Below are 17,908 nucleotides of genomic sequence, written 5' to 3'. Positions count from 1 at the left end.
CGTCAGGGGTGCGGACGGGCGCTCAATTCGCGCCGTCTGGCAGCGATGCCTTCACCCGTTCCAGACGATGCTGCAGACGTAGACACATTCATGCCGGGGCACGGCGAGGAACTGGATGAAGCCGCGTCCACCGAAGATCGGGAAGTTCCTCAGCCCCCCTGGCTGCTCCTCCGGTCTGCTGCCGGCATGCTCGGCATCGCGTCCCAGCGCCGCGAGTTCGGTGGCGATCCGCTCCACCTCGGCGATCACTCCGACGGGAAGTCCGTCGGTCAGATACTCCTCGCTCGGGTTGTAGTCCCACTTCCAGTCGGTCACAGCCCGGCCTCGACCTCCGCGTCCGCGTGGATCCTTCTGATCTCCGCGATGGCGTCGACCGGGTCCGCCTCGCCGGCGCTGACCAGCTCTTCCAGGTGGCGCAGCCGTGCCGCTCGCGCGGGGTACCGCTGGACCGCGACGAACACACCCCACGTGCGGACGAAGGTACGCAACGGCGCGAGAGACTGGAGCTCCTGAGCGCTGGTGGTCGCTTCGACAAGATCGCGGACGAACGCCGGCATGCGACTGGGCGTCAGCTTCTCGACAGCGGCACGCAGGGCGTCCGGGGTGAGAGCAGGCATGGGAATGAGCGGCTCGCCGGCCTGTGGATCCGCGGGCAGTGCGGTCACGGTCGTGCTCCCGGTTCGATGGTGGACGTTGCTGCGTTCCTCGACAGTACCCGCCCGGTGCCGGGTCTGCGGTGGGCACGGGGTGAGTGAGGAGCGTGTGGGCGACACGATCAGGTCCGCGTCGCCCACACAGGTCACCGGTCCACGCCTACGGACGGTGGCCCCGACCGCCGCCCTCTGCGGGCTTACGACAGTCGGGGAGGGCGGACGCGGGGGTGATCGCGGGCGTCGACTCGTCGTCCAGGGCGTAGCAGAGCTGCGCGTGGAGGACCTCCGCCTCGGCGGGTGTGACCCGCAGCGGAAGATCCGCGTTGAAGGCGCCGTCCCGGCTTGCGCAGCACCTTCCGACCGCCGAAGCTCATCCGCAACGCCGTCTCGTGAATCAGGAACTCGCACGGGGGCGGCTCAGGACGGTCAAGCAGCTCAGCGCGCCTCACGCGAAACTCGACGTGGCGATCGAGATCTGTGGGGTCCATCGTCGGGACCGCTTCGGCGAAGATGCCGCGCATGTAGTCGGCGGTCTGGAGCACGCCGGGCATGTGCATGTTCTGCGCTGACCGCAGGGCCGCCGCGTGGTGCTCCATCTCTGCGATGTCCAGCAGCCCTGCGGGGAGGGCATCTCGGTACTCGTCCCACCAGTTCGCCCCGCGCTCCCTGGCCATCTCGGCCAGCGCGTCAACGTATCTCGCGTCAGGGCAGCGGTAGTTGGCGGCCCAGACCCGCACCCGGTCACTACTCACACCGGACCGGGCCGACTCGGTGTTGCTCACCGTCGTCCGATCGGTGCGGTGCACGACGGCCGCTTCGTTGATCGACATGCCGATGTGCTCACGCATCCTGCGGAGCTCCGAACCGAGACGACGCTGCCTTTCCGTGGACGGCTTTCTGACAGCCACGAGGCGTCTCCTTGACTGAGGCTGGGCCAATTACGCTTGACTTCGATGCCTTGCACGGCAACGGACCGACCACAGCCCGCCGCCGCCGTGCCTCACTGCGGCGGCTGACCGCCGTAGGGTTGGTGACCGTACGGGGGCTGGGCCGGGGGCTGCTGGCCGTACGGGGGCTGGGCCGGGGGCTGCTGGGCGTAGGGCTGGGGTTGGTGGTGCTGCGGCGCCGGGTACGGAGGCTGCGGCCCGCCGTAGGGCTGCTGGGCGTACCCCTGCTGCGGGCCGGGCCCGTACTGCTGCGGCTCGTGCCACTGGGCGGGCGGCAGGCTGCCGGGCGGGAGGTAGGAGACCTGGCCGGGGGAGGGCTCGTGACGCACGAAACCCGCGGCCTCGAGGTGTGCGCCGGCCCTCTTGTGGCGCGCGAAGTTGAACCAGACGCCGAGGCCGGCGATCGCGGCGAGGAAGCACACGTAGCCGAGAGCCAGGCCAGGACTGTCACTCAGGGAGCCGAGCGGGCGCAGGCTCGCGAGCAGGAGCGCGATCCCGATGACCGGCAGCCGCCTCAGCAGCGCGGCTCTGCTGCTCAGGTCGAACAGAACCCGCTTCTTGTTGAGTTCCAGCACCTGCTGCGGGATCTCGGGGATACGGGGTGCGTACGGCCAGTACTGCGCGGCACGCGCCTGCGCCTGCGGGCTCGGGTCGGGAGTGAAGGCCAGCTTGATGGAGAAGACCTCCTGCCGGGCCCCGGCGTACTGGTAGCCGAACAGCTCGGCGACGCACACCAGCGTCGCGAGCCGCTTCGTCATCGACATCTTGGTTGTGAACTCGAACGGCATGCCCCGCCGCATGCTGTCGAGCAACTGGGTCGTCTGGCGATCCGCCATGTGTCTTCACCCCTGAACCGGCCTCGGCAGTGCTCCCGCCTCGGCGCCGGCGTGAACATTCGGAACACGCAGCCTAACCAGCCGTGTGCACGGCGGGGAGAGGCCCCTGCCCGCCTCGTACGCCGACGGACCTCGGCCGTCACTCGTGGGTCACCGCGGGGCCCGGCCCGCCGGCCGTCAGGCGGACGCCGGCGGTCGGGACCGGCACCCTCGGGCGAGGACACCCGCCCACCCACTGACTCCCCCCGGCGGGAACCGACGCGAAGGCCCCGGACGCCGATTCGCGTCCGGGGCCTCGCACCGTGTCCGTCCTGCCCGGCAGGCCTACAGGAACGAGTTGATCTCGATCGTCTCGGTCCGGCCGGGGCCGACGCCGATCGCCGAGATCGGGGCGCCGGACATGTCCTCCAGAGCCTTCACGTAGTCCTGCGCGTTCTTCGGCAGGTCTGCGAAGGTCTTCGCCTTGGTGATGTCCTCGGACCAGCCCGGCAGCATCTCGTACACCGGCTTCGCGTGGTGGAAGTCGGTCTGCGAGTACGGCAGCTCCTCGACGCGCTTGCCGTCGATCTCGTACGCGACGCAGACCGGGATCTGCTCCCAGCCGGTGAGCACGTCCAGCTTGGTGAGGAAGAAGTCGGTCAGGCCGTTGACGCGGGTCGCGTAGCGGGCGATGACCGCGTCGAACCAGCCGCAGCGGCGGTCGCGGCCGGTGGTGACACCGCGCTCGCCGCCGATGCGGCGCAGTGCCTCGCCGTCCTCGTCGAACAGCTCGGTCGGGAACGGGCCCGCGCCGACGCGGGTCGTGTACGCCTTGAGGATGCCGATGACCCGGCTGATCTTCGTCGGGCCGACGCCCGCGCCGGTGCAGGCGCCGCCCGCGGTCGGGTTGGAGGAGGTGACGAAGGGGTACGTGCCGTGGTCGACGTCGAGGAGGGTGCCCTGGCCGCCCTCGAAGAGGACGACCTTGCCCTCGTCGATGGCGTTGTTCAGGATCAGCGTGGTGTCGGCGACGTACGGCCGGATCTGCTCCGCGTACTGGAGCATCTCCTCGACGATCTTCTCCGCCTCGATCGCACGGCGGTTGAAGACCTTCGTCAGCAGCTGGTTCTTCGTGTCGAGGGCAGCCTCGACCTTCTGCATCAGGATCGACTCGTCGTAGAGGTCCTGGACTCGGATGCCGACCCGGTTGATCTTGTCGGCGTACGTCGGGCCGATGCCCCGCCCCGTGGTGCCGATCTTGCGCTTACCAAGGAACCGTTCCGTCACCTTGTCGACGGTGACGTTGTACGGGGTGATCAGATGGGCGTTTCCGCTGATCAGAAGCTTCGACGTGTCGACACCGCGGTCGTTCAGCCCGCTCAGCTCGGAGAGCAGAACCGCCGGGTCCACGACGACGCCGTTGCCGATGACCGGAGTACATCCGGGCGAGAGGATTCCGGAAGGGAGCAGATGCAGCGCATACTTCTGGTCGCCGACGACGACCGTGTGGCCGGCGTTGTTGCCGCCCTGGTAACGCACTACATAATCGACTGATCCACCGAGCAGGTCGGTGGCCTTTCCCTTGCCTTCGTCACCCCACTGAGCACCGAGCAGCACAAGTGCGGGCACAGGCGTACACCCCTTCCGGGCGGGGCAAGACCAAGGTCAGGGGGCTGGAGCCGTGCCTGAGTCCTGGGACAGGTTGCCCCGGAATAGACGAAGCCCCTGGCGCAATAGCGCAAGGGGCTCTTGCACAAAGATGCTACCCGAGGAAGGACCGAGGTGTCGGCTCACGACCAGCTGCTGGTGGTCATCGACCCGGTCGCCCGCCGAATGGACGGCGAGTCCGTGCGCATTGCGAAGGATGTGCTGTGCGGCGGGTCGGAGGCGAAAATCTGTTTCCCCCAGGGGCCGGAGGAGTTCGCCCGGGCGCTGGCCCGGAGAGGTTCCCGCAGGCCGGTGGTGGTGGGGGACGACCGGGCGCTGCTGCGGGCCGTGTCCCTGCTGCACCGTGACCGCTGGCTGGGTGACGGGGTGCTCGCGCTGGTCCCGGTGGGCGCCTCGGTAGGGCTCGCGCACTCGCTCGGCGTGCCCGCCGGGGCGGTCGCTGCGGCCAGGGCCGTGCTGGACGGCAGCCCACGGCGGCTGGACCTTCTGGTGGACGAAAGCGACGGGGTGGTGCTGGGCGACCTGTCGATCCCAGTGGCCCGCCGGACGACGCCGCGTGCGGAGGTGGCGTCGGTGTGGACCACGGCCCGCTCCCTGGTCCGCACGCTCGTGCGACCCGCCCCCACGACCGCTCCGGTCCGTACGCACCGGCTGCGGGTCGAGGCGGACGGCGTCGTGCTGACCGACCTCGACCGTCCGGTGGAGGACGTGACCGTGCGGGCCGGGCTCGGCGGCCGCGCGGAGGTCGTCGTCCGGCACGGATCGGCCGAGGAACCGCTACGGGCGAACGCCCGCTCGCTCACGGTCTCCGGCCCGGACTTCCGCTACCGGGCCGACACCCACGTCACGGGCCCGGTCCGGACGCGGACGTGGACGGTGCGTGCGGGGGCCTGGGGGCTGACGCTGCCGGTCACCTCTCCGGCCGGCTGATACAGCCGGTCGCTCGTCCGGCAGGCTGACGCGTCCGAAGCGGTTCCGACGGCGGGCTGACGCCATCCGAAGCGGCTCCGACGGCGGGCTGACGCCATCCGAAGCGGCTCCGACGGCGGGCTGACGCCGTCCGAAGCGGCTCCGACGGCGGGCTGACGCCGTCCGAACCGGCTCCGCACAGGTCAGGACTCGCCGTAGAGCCGGTCGCGGTGTTGGCGCCAGCGTTCCATGAGGGACGCGAGCTCCTTCTCCAGGAACTGGAAGAACTCCAGCGTCTCGGCCATCCGGCGGCCGGCCCCCGTCTCGGGGCCGAGGCTCGCCACGCCGTCCCGCAGGGTGCCTTCCCAGCGTTTGAGGATCTGGTCACGGTTGGTCAGCGCCTCGTACCACTGGTTGCTGTGCACGCGGTAGCGCTCGCGGCGTGAGCCCGGTTCGCGCTCGCGGGTGACCATGTTGACCTGGGCGAGGTACCGGATCGCGCCGGAGACGGCGGCGGGGCTGACCTGGAGCGCCTCGCCCAGTTCTGCCGAGGTCATGACGCCGGCGTCGGAGGCGAGGAGGGCGGCGAAGACACGGGACGGCATCCGGGGCATGCCCGCCTCGACGAGCTGGGCGGCGAATCGCTCCACGAAGGCCGACACCGCGTCCTCGTCGCGCAGCTGCTGCGCTGTCGCGGCCTGTTCAGTCCCCACCGGATCATCTCCCCTGTTCACGAACCTCTGAGGCGAGTTTATACGGTTCCTTAACTTCACAACTTTGTGAAATCAGCGTACGTTCTGAACCATGACGAAGGCAATCACCGTCTCCGGACTACACAAGTCGTTCGGACGGACACGTGCGCTGGACGGCCTCGACCTCACGGTCGAGACCGGCGAGGTCCACGGCTTCCTCGGGCCCAACGGCGCCGGGAAGTCGACCACGATCCGCGTCCTGCTCGGGCTGCTGCGCGCCGACTCCGGCGCCGCGCAGCTGCTCGGCAAGGACCCCTGGCACGACGCCGTCGAACTGCACCGGCGCCTCGCCTACGTCCCCGGTGACGTCGAGCTGTGGCCGGGTCTCACCGGCGGCGAGGCCATCGACCTGCTGGCGCGGTTGCGCGGCGGCATCGACAAGCGGCGCCGCGACGAGCTCGTCGAGCGCTTCGACCTCGACCCGACCAAGAAGGGCCGGGCCTACTCCAAGGGCAACCGGCAGAAGGTCGCCATCGTCGCCGCGCTGGCCTCCGACGCCGAACTGCTGCTCCTCGACGAGCCGACCGCCGGACTCGACCCGCTGATGGAGGTCGTCTTCCAGGACGTCATCACCGAGGCGAAGACCGCCGGCAAGACCGTCCTGCTGTCCAGCCACATCCTGGCCCAGGTCGAGAAGCTCGCCGACCGGGTCAGCATCATCCGGCTCGGGAAGGTCGTGCAGTCCGGGACCCTGAGCGAGATGCGGCACCTGACCCGTACGACCGTAGAGGCGGAGACAGCCCGCCCGGTCACCGGACTGGACGGGCTGCCGGGCGTGCACGAGGTACGGACAGACGACGGCCGGGTGCGCTTCGCCGTGGACGGCAACCAGCTCGACGGCGCGATCCGTCTTCTCTCCGAGTTCGGCGTCCGCAGCCTGACCAGCCACCCGCCGACGCTCGAGGAGCTGATGCTGCGGCACTACGGCGACGAACTCGCGGGGAACGGCCGCAGCGGCGGCACGGACGAGGCGGACGGCACGGACGGCACGGACGGCACGGACGAGGCGGACGGCACGGACGGCACGGACGGCACGGACGGCACGGACGGCACGGACGAGGCGGACGGCACGGACGGCACGGACGAGGCGGACGGCACGGACGGCACGGACGGCACGGACGGCACGGACGAGGCGGTCGGCACGGACGGCACGGACGAGGCGGTCGGCGCGGACGGCACGGACGAGGCGGTCGGCGCGGACGGCACGAGCGGCGGAGGCACGCGATGAGCACCGCCACCGTGACAAGGGCGCCCGCACCCGCCGGGTCCCGCACGGGCGGGGGCGCGCTCGCCGGAACCGGCACGCTGATCCGCTTCGACCTGCGCAGGGACCGCATCCGGCTCCCCGTCTGGATCGTCGCCCTGTTCCTCGGCACGGTCTCCACGGCGAGCAACTACAAGACGCTGTACGCCGACCCGCAGGACCGCGCCTCGGTGGTCAGCACCATGGACAGCCCGGCCGGGCTCGCCATGACGGGCCCCCGGCACTACCTGGACGACTACAACTTCGGCGCCATGATGGGCCATCAGATGATCGGCTTCATGGCCGTCATGGTCGGACTGATGAGCATCCTGATCGTCACCCGGCACACCCGCAACGAGGAGGAGACGGGCCGCGCCGAACTGGTGCGCTCCGCCGCTGTCGGGCGACACGCCCACCTGGCGGCCGCGCTCACCGTGGCGGCCGCCGCCAACATCGTCCTCGCCCTGCTGCTGGCCGTCGGCCTCGGCGGGCTGGGCATCGAGGGCATCGACACCGGCGGCTCGCTGCTCTACGGCTTCACCCACGCGGCCGTGGGCGTGGCCTTCGCCGCCGTCGCCGCCGTCACCGTGCAGATCACCGCGCACACCCGCGGCGCCTCCGGCATGGCGCTCGCCGTCATCGGCATCGCGTACGTCCTGCGCGCCGCCGGAGACGCAGGCGGCAACGGCGCACTGTCCTGGCTGTCCCCCGTCGGCTGGGCGCAGCGTACGTACGTCTACGTCGACAACCGCTGGTGGCCGCTGCTGCTGTGCCTGGCGCTCGCCGTGCTCTGCGCGGCCGCGGGCTTCGTCCTGTCGACCCGGCGGGACGTGGGCGCGGGCCTGCGCGCCTCGCGGCTCGGCAGCCCCGTGGCCTCCGACGCCCTGAGCACTCCGCTGGGCTTCGCGCTGCGGCTGCACCGCGGCATGCTCATCGGCTTCGGCGCCGGACTCTTCCTGATGGGCGCGATGTACGGGTCGATCCTCGGCGAGGCCGAAGACATGCTGAAGAACATCGACCAGATCCAAGAGGCGCTGGCGGAGATCGGCGGCACCACGATGGCCGAGTCGTTCGCCTCGATGGTCATGGTCGTCATCGCGGTGGTGGCATCGGTGTACGTGGTGATGGCGGCGCTCAGGCCGCGTTCCGAGGAGACCGGGGGCCGCGCGGAGCCGCTGCTCGCGACCGGGCTGTCCCGCTCCCGCTGGGTGGGCAGCCACCTGGCCGTGGCCATGGCCGGCGGTACGGCGCTGCTGCTGCTGGCAGGGCTCGGCTTCGGTCTCTCGGGCGCCGCCTCGGCGTCGGACGGCGGACTGTTCCTGGGGCTGCTGGGCGCAGCGCTCGCGTACGCACCGGCCCTGTGGGTCACGGTCGGGGTCGCGGTGGTGTTCTTCGGCTGGTTCCCGCGGGCGAGCGCGGCGGCGTGGATCGTGCCGGTGTACGCCTTCGTGGTCGGGTACCTGGGCCGGCTGCTGCAGTTCCCCGACTGGATGAACAACCTCTCGCCGTTCGGGCACGTCCCCCAGCTGCCTGCGACGGGTATGAGCTGGACGCCGATGGTGGTGCTGACGCTGCTGGCGGCGGGGCTGGTGCGGGTCGGCCTGGAAGGGTTCCGGAGGCGGGACCTGGAGACGAAGTAGCGGGTGCGTGGGGGCGCGGGGTGGCCGCTCCGCGGAGCGCTTCCCGACCCCGTCCTCCCCCTGCTCCTGGCGGCGTTGGCGGTACCCCACTCCTGGCGGCATGAGTGGTACCCCGTCCCGAAACCGGGCTCCGCCCGGACCCGCCACCGCGCTCCGCCCGGTGGTTCCGGGACTCCGCCCCCGGACCCCCGCCCACTCGATCCTCCCGTTCGGCTGGCGGCCGTGGGTGGGGGTACCTCCCAGGGCCGCCAGGCCGAAGGGGGAGTGCCGCCGGCGGGCTGGATGTGCCGGCCACCCCGCAAAGCGAGGTACGGTCCGGGGCTTGCCCGGCGGGGTCCGGCTGAGCCCGGAAGGGGCCCGGGGCCCGGTTCGGGAAAGGGCGGGCAGGGGGCCGGCCCCGCGCACCGGCCCCCGCCCGTACTCGTACTCGCCGCCCCGTCACAGCTCGACCCGCAGCTCCTCCAGCCCACGGATCACGAAGCCCCGCTTCCACCGCGGCTGCTCCACAAGCCGCATCCCCGGCGCCTCCCGCAGCAACTCCCCGAAGGACGCCGCCAGTTCGATGCGCGCCAGCGGCGCGCCCAGGCAGTAGTGGATGCCCGCTCCGAAGGTGACGTGCGGGTTGTCCGGGCGGGACAGGTCGAGGGTGTCCGGGTACGGGAAGCGGGCCCCGTCGCGGTTCGCGGAGCCGAAGAGCAGGGCCAGTTCGGAGCCGCGCGGCACCACGGTCCCGTCGATCTCGATGTCGTCGAGCACCCAGCGCTCGAAGAGCTGAAGCGGGGTGTCGTAACGCATGAGCTCTTCCACAGCGGTGGACAGCAGCGAGTGGTCCGCCCGCAGCGCGGCCAGCTGCTCGGGGTGGCGGAAGAGTGTCCACCATCCGCTGGCGGTGGTGTTGACGGTCGCCTCGTGGCCCGCATTCAGCAGCAGCACGCACGTGGAGATCATCTCCTGCTCGCTGAGCCGGTCTCCCTCGTCGTGCGCTGGGGGCACCTCCCAGCGGTAGCTGGGGGAGATCAGCGCAGAGATCAGGTCCTCGCCCGGCTCCGCCCGCCGCAGCGCGATCAACTCCCGCAGGTAGGCGCTGAATTCGACGGACGCCCGGACCGCGCGCGCCGCCGTGTCCTGCGACGGATTCAGCTCGTACATCCCGCAGATGTCCGCCGACCACGGCCGCAGCAGATGACGGTCGGACCCGGGGATGCCCAGCATCTCCGCGATCACCGCGACCGGCAGCGGCTCCGCGACCTCGGCGAGCAGGTCACCGCCGCCCGCCTTCTTGAAGTCGGCGACCAGCCCGGCCGCGAGCCGCCGCACGACCGGCTCCAGCGCCTGCACGGTCCGGGGTGTGAACGCCTTCGTCACCAGCCGGCGGATACGGGTGTGATCCGGCGCCTCGAGGTCCAGCAGCCCGTGGTCGTTGAGCGTGTGGAACGGGTCGTGCTCGGGCGGCGGGGGCGTACGCCCGAACTCCTCGTGGCTGAAGCGGTGCAGATACGTGCGGCCCAGCCGCCGGTCCCGCAGCAGCGCCGACACGTCCGCGTGATGCGGCACCAGCCACTGCCGCGTCGGCTCGAACCAGTGCACCCGCCCCCGCTCCCGCAGCTCGGTGAAAGCCGGATACGGATCGGCGACGAACGCCGGGGACCAGGGTTCGAAAGGCACGTCCATGCCGGGGAACGGTAGCCCCGCTATCCGGGTGTGACCAGCCTCGCCTCGTACGCGAACACCGCCGCCTGCGTCCGGTCCCGGAGCCCGAGCTTCACCAGGACCCTGCTCACATGCGTCTTGATGGTCGACTCCGCGACCACCAGGTGCGAGGCGATCTCCGCGTTGGACAGGCCCTGCGCGATCAGCACCAGGACCTCCGTCTCGCGTTCCGTCAGATCACCGATCTGCGTCATCGCCGCCGGCCGCGGATTCTCGGAGAGTTTGGAGAACTCGGTGATGAGACGGCGGGTGACCGTCGGCGCGAGCAGCGCCTCGCCGGCCGCGACCACCCGCACGCCGTCGGCGAGCTGCCTGGCGGAGGCGTCCTTCAGCAGGAAGCCGGACGCCCCGGCGCGCAGCGCCTGGTACACGTACTCGTCGAGGTCGAAGGTGGTCAGCACCAGCACCTTCGACTCGGCGTGCGCGGCGACGATCTCGCGGGTCGCCTCGATGCCGTTCAGTTCGGGCATCCGGATATCCATCAGGACGACGTCGGGCGCCAGCTCCGCGACCTTGGTCACGGCCTCGCGGCCGTTGACGGCCTCGCCGATGACCTCGATGTCCGGCATGGCGTTCAGCAGGACCGAGAAGCCCTCCCGGACCATGATCTGGTCGTCGACGATGAGGACGCGGATCGTCATGAGGTCTCCTCGGAGGCGGCGGCCGGCTCGGTCGTGGCGACCGGGATGAAGGCGGTGACCTCGTACCCGCCCTCGTCGGTGGCGGCGGCGGTCATCTCGCCGTTCAGCATCGTCACACGCTCCCGCATGCCCGTGATGCCGTGACCCGCCCCGGGCGAAGGCTTCACCAGGCCTCGTGGCGCGGTGTTGACGATCCGCAGACCGAGGCCGCCGAGCACGTAGGAGATCTCGACCGTGGCGGTGGAGCCCGGCGCGTGGCGCAGTGCGTTGCTGAGCGCCTCCTGGACGATCCGGTAGGCCGAGAGCTCCACGCCCTGCGGCAGCGCGCGAACCGCGCCGGTGACCGTCTTCTCGGTCTGCAGACCGGCCTCGCGGACGTTGGAGAGCAGATTCCCGAGATCGGCGAGGACCGGCTGCGGGGCGTCGGGGGCCTCGTAGTCCTCCGCCCGTACGACACCGAGGATGCGGCGCAGCTCGGTCAGCGCGGCGACCGCGTTCTCGCGGATCGTGGCGAACGCCTTCTCCAGCTCCTCCGGCGGGTTCTCCACCCGGTAGGGCGCGGCCTCGGCCTGGATGGCGACGACCGACATGTGGTGCGCGACCACGTCGTGCAGCTCACGGGCGATGGTGGTGCGCTCCTCCAGCAGCGTGCGCCTGTCCCGCTCGGTGGCGGTGACGGTCTGCTGGGCGGCGACTTCCTGCTTCGCGTCGCGGCGGACCAGGAACATGCTCACGATCAGCAGGCTGACGGCGGAGGTGAAGAGCATCCCCGGCACGATGGCGCCGTAGCCGCGCTGGATCACCGTGTCGGCGAGCACCCCGAAGGCGGCGGTGATGACCCACATCCAGGCCGCCGCACGGGGCCGGGTCCGCAGGGCGACGACGGTCATCACGGTGAGATGGGAGAGGAACCCGGCCGGTGCCCAGGGCCAGTCGCCGTAGGAGGCGAGGGCGCTCACAAAAGGTGCGCTCACGATCGACACCCACCAGGCGCCGACCGGCCGGACCAGCGTCATCACGACGGCGCCCGCCGGCACGAAGCCGCCGATCAGCATCGGCAGTCCGCCCCCGCCGTCCGTGTAGGCGATGACCACCGTGAGGAAGGCGAGGAACAGGACCACGGCGTGCGGCAGCCACACGGCCGCCCGGCGTATCCGCTCGCCCGGCAGCCGGCGGACCACGGGCCCGTCGGCGCGCAGCGGCGGCAGCGGCCGGTAGCCGAAGGCGTCGTGGAAGAGGTCCTGGCGGAGGCCGCTGAGCGCCCCTTGGGCCAGGTCGTATTCGGGGCTGCGGGTCTTCTCGGTCACGTGTCGAAGGTACGGGGCGCAGCGGAGACGGTCGTCAGCATCGATGCGGATCCTGCGGCATCCGTCCTGAGTACTACCTGGTGGGGCCGGGGTTTCAGTAGCCGGCGGGGCGGACGAGGCCGGTCTCGTAGGCGAAGACGGCGGCCTGGGTGCGGTCCCTGAGCCCCAGCTTCACCAGCACCCTGCTCACATGCGTCTTCACCGTCTGTTCCGCGACCACCAGTGTGCTCGCTATTTCCGCGTTCGACAGGCCCTGAGCGATCAGCGCGAGCACCTCCGTCTCCCGCTCCGTCAGAGCACCGATCCGTTCCTTGAGCGGTGCTCGCGGGGCGCCGGTCGTGCGGGAGAACTCCGCGATCAGCCGCTTGGTGATGTTCGGTGACAGCAGTGCGTCCCCGCCGGCGACGACCCGCACGGCGTGCGCCAGCTCGTCCGCGGACGCGTCCTTCAGCAGGAAACCGGACGCCCCGGCGCGCAGCGCCTCGTAGACGTATTCGTCGAGGTCGAAGGTGGTCAGCACCAGCACCTTGACGTCGGGCAGGTCGGCGGTGATGCGCCCGGTGGCCTCGATGCCGCCGAGTTCGGGCATCCGGATGTCCATCAGGACGACGTCGGGCAGCGTCCGGGCGACCTGGTCGACGGCGTCGAGCCCGTCGACGGCCTGGCCGACGACCTCGATGTCGGGCTCCGCGTTCAACAGGACGGTGAAGCCCTGGCGGACCATCATCTGGTCGTCGGCTATCAGTACCCGGATCGTCATGTCTGCTGCTCCGTGGGGAGAAGGGCGGTCACTTCGTACCCGCCGTCCGGTGTGGGGCCGGTGGCCAGGTCGCCCCCCAGCATGGCGGCTCGCTCACGCATCCCGAGCAACCCGTGCCCGGTACCCGGTGACGGCGGCGCGGATCCGCGCGGCGCGGTGTTGATGACCCGGACGCTCAGCCCGGGGCCGGTGTGGGCGAGCTCTATCCGTACGGACGCGCCGGGGGCGTGGCGGATCGCGTTGCTCAGCGCCTCCTGGACGATCCGGTAGGCCGACAGTTCGACGCCCGGCGTCAGCGGCTCCTGCCGGCCGGTCCTCACGTATCGGACGGACAGTCCGGCGGCTCGCGCGTTCTCGACGAGGGCGCCGAGGCGGGAGAGCGTGGGCAGCGGCGCGTGCGGCGCCGTCTCCGCCGCCTCCGGGTTCTCGGACCGCAGGACGCCGAGGACCCGGCGGAGTTCGGTGAGCGCGTCCAGCGCGTTCTGCCGGATGCCCGCGAGGTTCTCCTTCAGCTCCTCGGTCGGCGCCTCGACCAGGTGCGGAGCGACCTGCGCCTGGATCGAGACGACCGACATGTGGTGGGCGACGACGTCGTGCAGTTCGCGGGCGATGCGGCTGCGCTCCTCCAGGACGGTGCGGCGGGTGCGCTCCTCCGCGGTGAGCACCTCCTGTTCGACGAGTCTGCCGCGCGCCTCCCGCCTCCCCCGCAGAGCCGAGCCGAGCACGACGACGACGGCGAAGATGACGGAGGAGAGCACCACCGACGAGACGTGCGGGTGGTCGCCCGACACCCACTCGACGACGAGTCCCACCGCCGCGCTGAGCAGCAGCGTCTCGGCCGAGACCCGTGCCCGCACCCGCAGGGCGACCAGGAACAGGACCAGTGCGTGCGCGAGCATCCCGGTGAAGGACCAGGGCCAGGGACCGTTCGAACCGAACTGGACCAGCAGATCGGATTCGTAACTCTTCGCGAACTCGGCGCCGACGACGGCGATCCCCAACGACAGCCACCACGCGGGCACCGGCCGGAACATGGCGAGCACCACGGAGAATCCCATGGCGACCGCGATCGGGATGCCCAGCCCCGGAGCCATGCCGTGACTGTGGATGAGCTGGTCCGCCTGCGCGACGGTGAGCGCCCACACGACGCATACGACCAGCACGTGCGGCAGCCGGCACAGCAGCCGCGGCCCCCGCATCGGCGGCAGCGGATCCCGCGCGGCCGCCCCCAGATCGTCGCGCAGCGCACGCCCGACGCGCAGCAGCGCCGCCACGAACGCAGCACGGATCCCCACCCCGGAAACTTCAGACATGGGTGGCACTCTTCCTTGTCGGTGGGACGTCACGCATCCCTGTTGTCCGGCGCGAGGGCCGACGCTCGTACGTGCGGAACGCCGCCCAGCACACCGCGAGCGCGACGGCGAAAACCGGCAGCCAGGCCAGCCGGGCCGCCACCCACACCGGACCGTCGGGGACGGTGTGCAGGCCGGGCAGCGCCCGTCCGGTGAGCAGCCCGGTGGCCGTGACGGCCATCAACGCCGTCTGGTGCCACAGGAACAGCGTCATCGCCGACAGGTTCACCAGGGCGATGGCCGCCCAGAGCGCCGGCCGCCTCATCGCCCTGCGCAGCGGCCGGAGCAGCAGCAGCGCGGCACCGCACTGCGCCAGCCCGAAGCTGACGGCCGCGAGGGTCGGCGGGTTGAGGTTGGAGACGGCCGCGCCGGGGACGCCCACCATGGACGCGGGATACCCGGCCCACAGCACAAGGCAGGCGCTCGCACCGGCGCCGGTGACCAGCAGCGCCCAGCCCGTCGCCCGGCCGCGCAGCTCACCGCGCGCCCACGCGGCGCCGAGGCAGTACGGCACGAGCCAGCCCGCGGCGAGGTTGACCCAGCCCAGAGCGTCGGGGGCGCCGAACCCGAAACGGAGAACGTCGACGTGGAGGACCACCGCGAGCGGCCACAGCGGGTGGAGCCGGGCGGCCAGCGGCGCCGCGGCAGTGAGCACGGCGAAGACGAGCAGGAACCACAGCGGTGACAGGGCCAGCGTCAGCAGGGTGCGCAGCGTTTCCAGGGAGGTCCCGCCGACGAGCATCGCGCCCGCCGCGACGCTCCACAGGACGAGCACGGCCGCGACGGGCCGGAAGAGCCGGCCGAGGCGTGCGGCCAGCCACCGGCCGTGCATCGTCCCGCGTGCCCGCGCACTGGTGTGGCTGCGGGCGGCCACGTGGCCGCCGACGAGGAAGAAGACGGCGAGGGTCTGGAACACCCAGGAGACCGGCGCGAGCAGGGGCATGTGGGCGAGAGGGCTCACCCCGTGCAACGTGCCGCCGTCGGTGACGATGGCGGTGACCAGCCAGTGCCCCAGGACGACCCCGAGGATGGCGAACGCCCGCAGGGCGTCGACGGCCCGGTCCCGTCCGGGCGGTGTGGCGGCGCCGACGCGGTGCACCAGCTCACGCACCGGACACCTGGCCGGTGCGGCCCGCGGCGATGAGCGCGAGGTTGTCGAGCGAGACGGTTTTGGGCCGGAGGTAGTCGCTGTGTCCTCCGTCGCCGGCGTCGAAGACGCGGGCGCCGAAGCCGTCGGACACCGGATCAGTACCGAACCCGATGTCCGTGCCGAGGAGTTCGAGGCGTACGTGTGGCACGTCGGCTATCCAGTCGCCCCTGCCGCGGCCGGCCCAGACGGTGGCGCGGGTGCCGAGCTCGCCGACGGAGTCCGCGCCCGTGCCGGGGCTGCCGTAAAGGGCGATGTCGGCGGCGTCGAGTCCGTGGGCGGCGCGGGCGCACACGACGGAACCGTAGGAGTGGCAGAGCAGTGACAGCCCGGCGCGCGGTCGGGCGGCCTTCATTTCCCGTGCGAACGCCTGCAGTTGCCGAGCGGCGTCGTCGGCGCGGCCGGTGGTGAGCACATCGGTGCTGACGGTCCCCGGCGTGGCGTAGCCGAGCCAGGCGACCACGGCCGTACGCCCTCCGCCCGCCGCCCGGGTGGCGTCGAACAGTGCCACGGCTCCGGCACGGAAGCGTTCGTAGGTGTCGAGGTTCGTGTCGGAGCCCGGGACCAGTAAGGCGATGCGGTCGGCGTGGGCCAGGTCGCCGAACACCTCGGCGGTGCGCCCGCCGTCGCGGCCGTCGAACGTCAGGAGCTGCCGCCCGCCCGCGGCCATGACGTCCAGCGAGGCGGCCCGCCTCCGGTCACCGTGATCGGCCGCAACCCGTGCGGCCTCGCGGATGTTGTCCCGGTTGGCCGCGAACCGTGCTTGCAGAAGGGGGAGTTCGGCCGCGTCGAGCGGACCGAGGGCGGCGGGGGGCGGCGCGGGTACGGCTGAGGGCCCCGCGGCGGCCGAGACAGGGAAGACCACGGCAGCGGTGACGAGCGCGGCGAGCAGGGTGCGCCGAAGGCGGGACGCCATGAGGTTCCTTCCGGTCCGGATCGCTGTGTCAGGACCAGAAGTTATGAAGCGGGGCCGGTCGTCGGCGTCCCGCTGGGGAGCGCTCCTGCGTGGTAGCTCTCAGGTATTACGGGTAGGGCAGGGCCCTTGTAGATCTTGCCCCGCCCGTACTCCGGACGGCGCGGGGCGGTCGCGGGGCTGATCGCTCTGCGAGCTCGCGCGGCTCGCCACCGGGACGCGACCGGCGGCGCTCGGCGCAGGGACGCGACCCCGCGGCGCTCGGCGCAGGGACACGACCCGCGGCGCTCGACACCGGGACACGACCCGCGGCGCTCGACGCAGGGACGCGACCAGCGGGCGTCAGCGGCGCAGCGAGCCGCCCCTCGCCCCGTCCAGCCGGGTACCGGTCATCACCGCACCCCCGGTCCGCGCGGAGATCAGCACCGCGTCCGACAGGTCGGCGCCCGTCAGATCCGCGTCAGTGAGATCGGCCGCGACGAGCCTGGCCCGGCACAGTGACGCGCCGCGCAGAACCGTGCCCACCAGACGGGCGCGGGACAGCACGGCGTCGTCCGCGCCGGCGTCGCCGAGGCCGGCCCCGGTGAGATCGCTGAGACCCGCGTTCACCCGGGTCAGCGTCGCGCCCGTCAGGTTCGCCCCGCGCAGATCGGCGCCGGTCAGTGACGCGTCCGTCAGGTCGCAGCCGCTCAGGTCGCAGCCGCGCAGATCGGCGTAGGAGAGGTGAATGCCCGTCAGGTTCCGTCCGGAGAGGACGGCGTCTTCGAGCGGGATGCCGGCCAGGTCGTTCTCGGCGCCCCACGGCTGTGTCCAGTCACGCACCAGAGCGCGCCAGTCGCCGTCGCCGGTCAGCGCGTCCCGGATCGCGGCGAGGGCGGAGGCGTTCTCCGGCCGCGACCAGCGCTTGCGCACCTCGGTGGCATGGCTGTTGTCGTCCGGTGACGTCACCGGTCCGGGCAGTCTTCCACCGAGATCTCCGCCACCGCCGCATTCCGGACCTGCTCGAGGTCGGCGACGTACGGCGGCGTGTCGGGCCGGGGCGTGCAGAAGGTGACGTGGGCGGTCAGGAGGTCGTCGTCCGTACCGCCGAGGGACAGGGAGAGGTACGCCAGCACCTGCTGATCGCCGAACTCCTTCTCCGCCGACCGAAGGCAGGCGCCGATGTACGCCAGGGACCGCCGCAGCAGCACCTCGGCACGTTCCTTTCCTGCGCCCGCGGGGAGGTCGTAGTCGGTCATGCCGCGTCCGTTGACCGTGGTCTCCTCCGCGAGCCGGTCGAAGTAGGACCGGTCCTCGTCGGGGCGGAGGCCGGCGAGCACGCGAGCGCCGCTGCCGGTCAGGGTCCACCCCCGTTCCACGACCTCGCGGAACATCGGCGGGATGTCCCGCACCGACAGGCCGGTGACGTCGGCGTCCGCCAAGAGGTCGGCCATCTGCTGGTTGCTGCGCAC

Annotated in this window: 17 protein-coding genes and 1 pseudogene; 3 read left to right on the top strand and 15 right to left on the bottom strand. The window is 71.6% G+C overall.

Annotated features, from left to right (window positions below):
• Positions 1-51: 51 nt before the first annotated feature.
• The 5 genes from ACZ4SA_RS14040 to ACZ4SA_RS14020 all read right to left on the bottom strand — a co-directional run bounded on the left by ACZ4SA_RS14040 (position 52) and on the right by ACZ4SA_RS14020 (position 4,044).
• Entirely contained in the window at positions 52-315 is a 264-nt protein-coding gene (locus ACZ4SA_RS14040) for a hypothetical protein (protein WP_468273644.1), read from the bottom strand.
• The gene (locus ACZ4SA_RS14035) at positions 312-665 is read right to left on the bottom strand and encodes a DUF6247 family protein (RefSeq protein WP_468273642.1); all 354 of its coding nucleotides are present in this window, start codon (positions 663-665) and stop codon (positions 312-314) included. The genes ACZ4SA_RS14040 and ACZ4SA_RS14035 overlap by 4 nt, the downstream gene beginning before the upstream one ends.
• A gap of 185 nt (positions 666-850) precedes the next feature.
• Entirely contained in the window at positions 851-1,561 is a 711-nt protein-coding gene (locus ACZ4SA_RS14030; protein ID WP_468273639.1) for a Scr1 family TA system antitoxin-like transcriptional regulator, read from the bottom strand.
• Positions 1,562-1,653: 92 nt separating this feature from the next.
• Positions 1,654-2,436, bottom strand: a complete 783-nt coding sequence (locus ACZ4SA_RS14025; protein ID WP_468273636.1) for a hypothetical protein — start codon at positions 2,434-2,436, stop codon at positions 1,654-1,656.
• A 324-nt stretch (positions 2,437-2,760) separates the two neighbouring features.
• The gene (locus ACZ4SA_RS14020) at positions 2,761-4,044 is read right to left on the bottom strand and encodes an adenylosuccinate synthase (protein WP_403857372.1); all 1,284 of its coding nucleotides are present in this window, start codon (positions 4,042-4,044) and stop codon (positions 2,761-2,763) included.
• Positions 4,045-4,197: 153 nt separating this feature from the next.
• Between ACZ4SA_RS14020 and ACZ4SA_RS14015 the strand changes: the two genes are divergently transcribed.
• Positions 4,198-5,013: a diacylglycerol kinase gene (locus ACZ4SA_RS14015; RefSeq protein WP_468273632.1), complete on the top strand. Its 816-nt coding sequence runs from the start codon at positions 4,198-4,200 to the stop codon at positions 5,011-5,013.
• Positions 5,014-5,195: 182 nt separating this feature from the next.
• On the opposite strand, the gene ACZ4SA_RS14010 is transcribed toward ACZ4SA_RS14015, so the two are convergent.
• A complete protein-coding gene (locus ACZ4SA_RS14010) occupies positions 5,196-5,705 on the bottom strand; it encodes a GbsR/MarR family transcriptional regulator (RefSeq protein WP_468273630.1) in 510 nt (169 codons plus the stop codon).
• Positions 5,706-5,796: 91 nt separating this feature from the next.
• On the opposite strand from ACZ4SA_RS14010, the pseudogene ACZ4SA_RS14005 reads away from it, so the two are divergent.
• Both ACZ4SA_RS14005 and ACZ4SA_RS14000 read left to right on the top strand, forming a co-directional pair.
• Positions 5,797-6,708: pseudogene (locus tag ACZ4SA_RS14005) on the top strand (ABC transporter ATP-binding protein); the annotation flags it as partial.
• 260 nt (positions 6,709-6,968) lie between these two features.
• A complete protein-coding gene (locus ACZ4SA_RS14000; RefSeq protein WP_468273627.1) occupies positions 6,969-8,627 on the top strand; it encodes an ABC transporter permease in 1,659 nt (552 codons plus the stop codon).
• A gap of 438 nt (positions 8,628-9,065) precedes the next feature.
• On the opposite strand, the gene ACZ4SA_RS13995 is transcribed toward ACZ4SA_RS14000, so the two are convergent.
• The 9 genes from ACZ4SA_RS13995 to ACZ4SA_RS13955 form a co-directional block, all read right to left on the bottom strand.
• Positions 9,066-10,298, bottom strand: a complete 1,233-nt coding sequence (locus ACZ4SA_RS13995; RefSeq protein WP_468273624.1) for a cytochrome P450 — start codon at positions 10,296-10,298, stop codon at positions 9,066-9,068.
• Between the two features lie 20 nt (positions 10,299-10,318).
• A complete protein-coding gene (locus ACZ4SA_RS13990; protein ID WP_468273621.1) occupies positions 10,319-10,978 on the bottom strand; it encodes a response regulator in 660 nt (219 codons plus the stop codon).
• Positions 10,975-12,285: a sensor histidine kinase gene (locus ACZ4SA_RS13985; RefSeq protein ID WP_468273618.1), complete on the bottom strand. Its 1,311-nt coding sequence runs from the start codon at positions 12,283-12,285 to the stop codon at positions 10,975-10,977. Before ACZ4SA_RS13985 ends, ACZ4SA_RS13990 begins: the two co-directional genes overlap by 4 nt.
• A 94-nt stretch (positions 12,286-12,379) precedes the next feature.
• Complete coding sequence (locus ACZ4SA_RS13980; protein ID WP_468273615.1) at positions 12,380-13,045, bottom strand: response regulator transcription factor; 666 nt, start codon at positions 13,043-13,045, stop codon at positions 12,380-12,382.
• Complete coding sequence (locus ACZ4SA_RS13975; RefSeq protein WP_468273612.1) at positions 13,042-14,358, bottom strand: sensor histidine kinase; 1,317 nt, start codon at positions 14,356-14,358, stop codon at positions 13,042-13,044. The genes ACZ4SA_RS13980 and ACZ4SA_RS13975 overlap by 4 nt, the downstream gene beginning before the upstream one ends.
• On the bottom strand, positions 14,351-15,508 hold the full coding sequence (locus tag ACZ4SA_RS13970; RefSeq protein ID WP_468273610.1) for an acyltransferase family protein: 1,158 nt from the start codon (positions 15,506-15,508) through the stop codon (positions 14,351-14,353). Before ACZ4SA_RS13970 ends, ACZ4SA_RS13975 begins: the two co-directional genes overlap by 8 nt.
• Positions 15,501-16,460, bottom strand: coding sequence for an alpha/beta hydrolase (locus ACZ4SA_RS13965; RefSeq protein ID WP_468273608.1), 960 nt, complete (start codon positions 16,458-16,460; stop codon positions 15,501-15,503). The genes ACZ4SA_RS13970 and ACZ4SA_RS13965 overlap by 8 nt, the downstream gene beginning before the upstream one ends.
• Before the next feature lie 339 nt (positions 16,461-16,799).
• Positions 16,800-17,405 carry a pentapeptide repeat-containing protein gene (locus tag ACZ4SA_RS13960; RefSeq protein ID WP_468273605.1) on the bottom strand — a complete coding sequence of 202 codons (606 nt, stop codon included), beginning with the start codon at positions 17,403-17,405 and terminating at the stop codon, positions 16,800-16,802.
• Positions 17,402-17,908, bottom strand: coding sequence for a hypothetical protein (locus ACZ4SA_RS13955; protein ID WP_468273603.1), 507 nt, complete (start codon positions 17,906-17,908; stop codon positions 17,402-17,404). The genes ACZ4SA_RS13960 and ACZ4SA_RS13955 overlap by 4 nt, the downstream gene beginning before the upstream one ends.

The organism is Streptomyces sp. NPDC027962, from assembly GCF_055566095.1.
Note: the sequence above shows the minus strand (reverse complement) of the source record. Positions and strands in the feature narration are given on the sequence as shown.

What these genes read in the sequence shown, in the direction of transcription:
- ACZ4SA_RS13965 (WP_468273608.1), bottom strand. Translation starts at nt 16,460, where the DNA reads ATGGCGTCCCGCCTTCGGCGCACCCTGCTCGCCGCGCTCGTCACCGCT.
- ACZ4SA_RS14025 (WP_468273636.1), bottom strand. Translation starts at nt 2,436, where the DNA reads ATGGCGGATCGCCAGACGACCCAGTTGCTCGACAGCATGCGGCGGGGC.
- ACZ4SA_RS13980 (WP_468273615.1), bottom strand. Translation starts at nt 13,045, where the DNA reads ATGACGATCCGGGTACTGATAGCCGACGACCAGATGATGGTCCGCCAG.
- ACZ4SA_RS13995 (WP_468273624.1), bottom strand. Translation starts at nt 10,298, where the DNA reads ATGGACGTGCCTTTCGAACCCTGGTCCCCGGCGTTCGTCGCCGATCCG.
- ACZ4SA_RS13975 (WP_468273612.1), bottom strand. Translation starts at nt 14,358, where the DNA reads ATGTCTGAAGTTTCCGGGGTGGGGATCCGTGCTGCGTTCGTGGCGGCG.
- ACZ4SA_RS14000 (WP_468273627.1), top strand. Translation starts at nt 6,969, where the DNA reads ATGAGCACCGCCACCGTGACAAGGGCGCCCGCACCCGCCGGGTCCCGC.
- ACZ4SA_RS13990 (WP_468273621.1), bottom strand. Translation starts at nt 10,978, where the DNA reads ATGACGATCCGCGTCCTCATCGTCGACGACCAGATCATGGTCCGGGAG.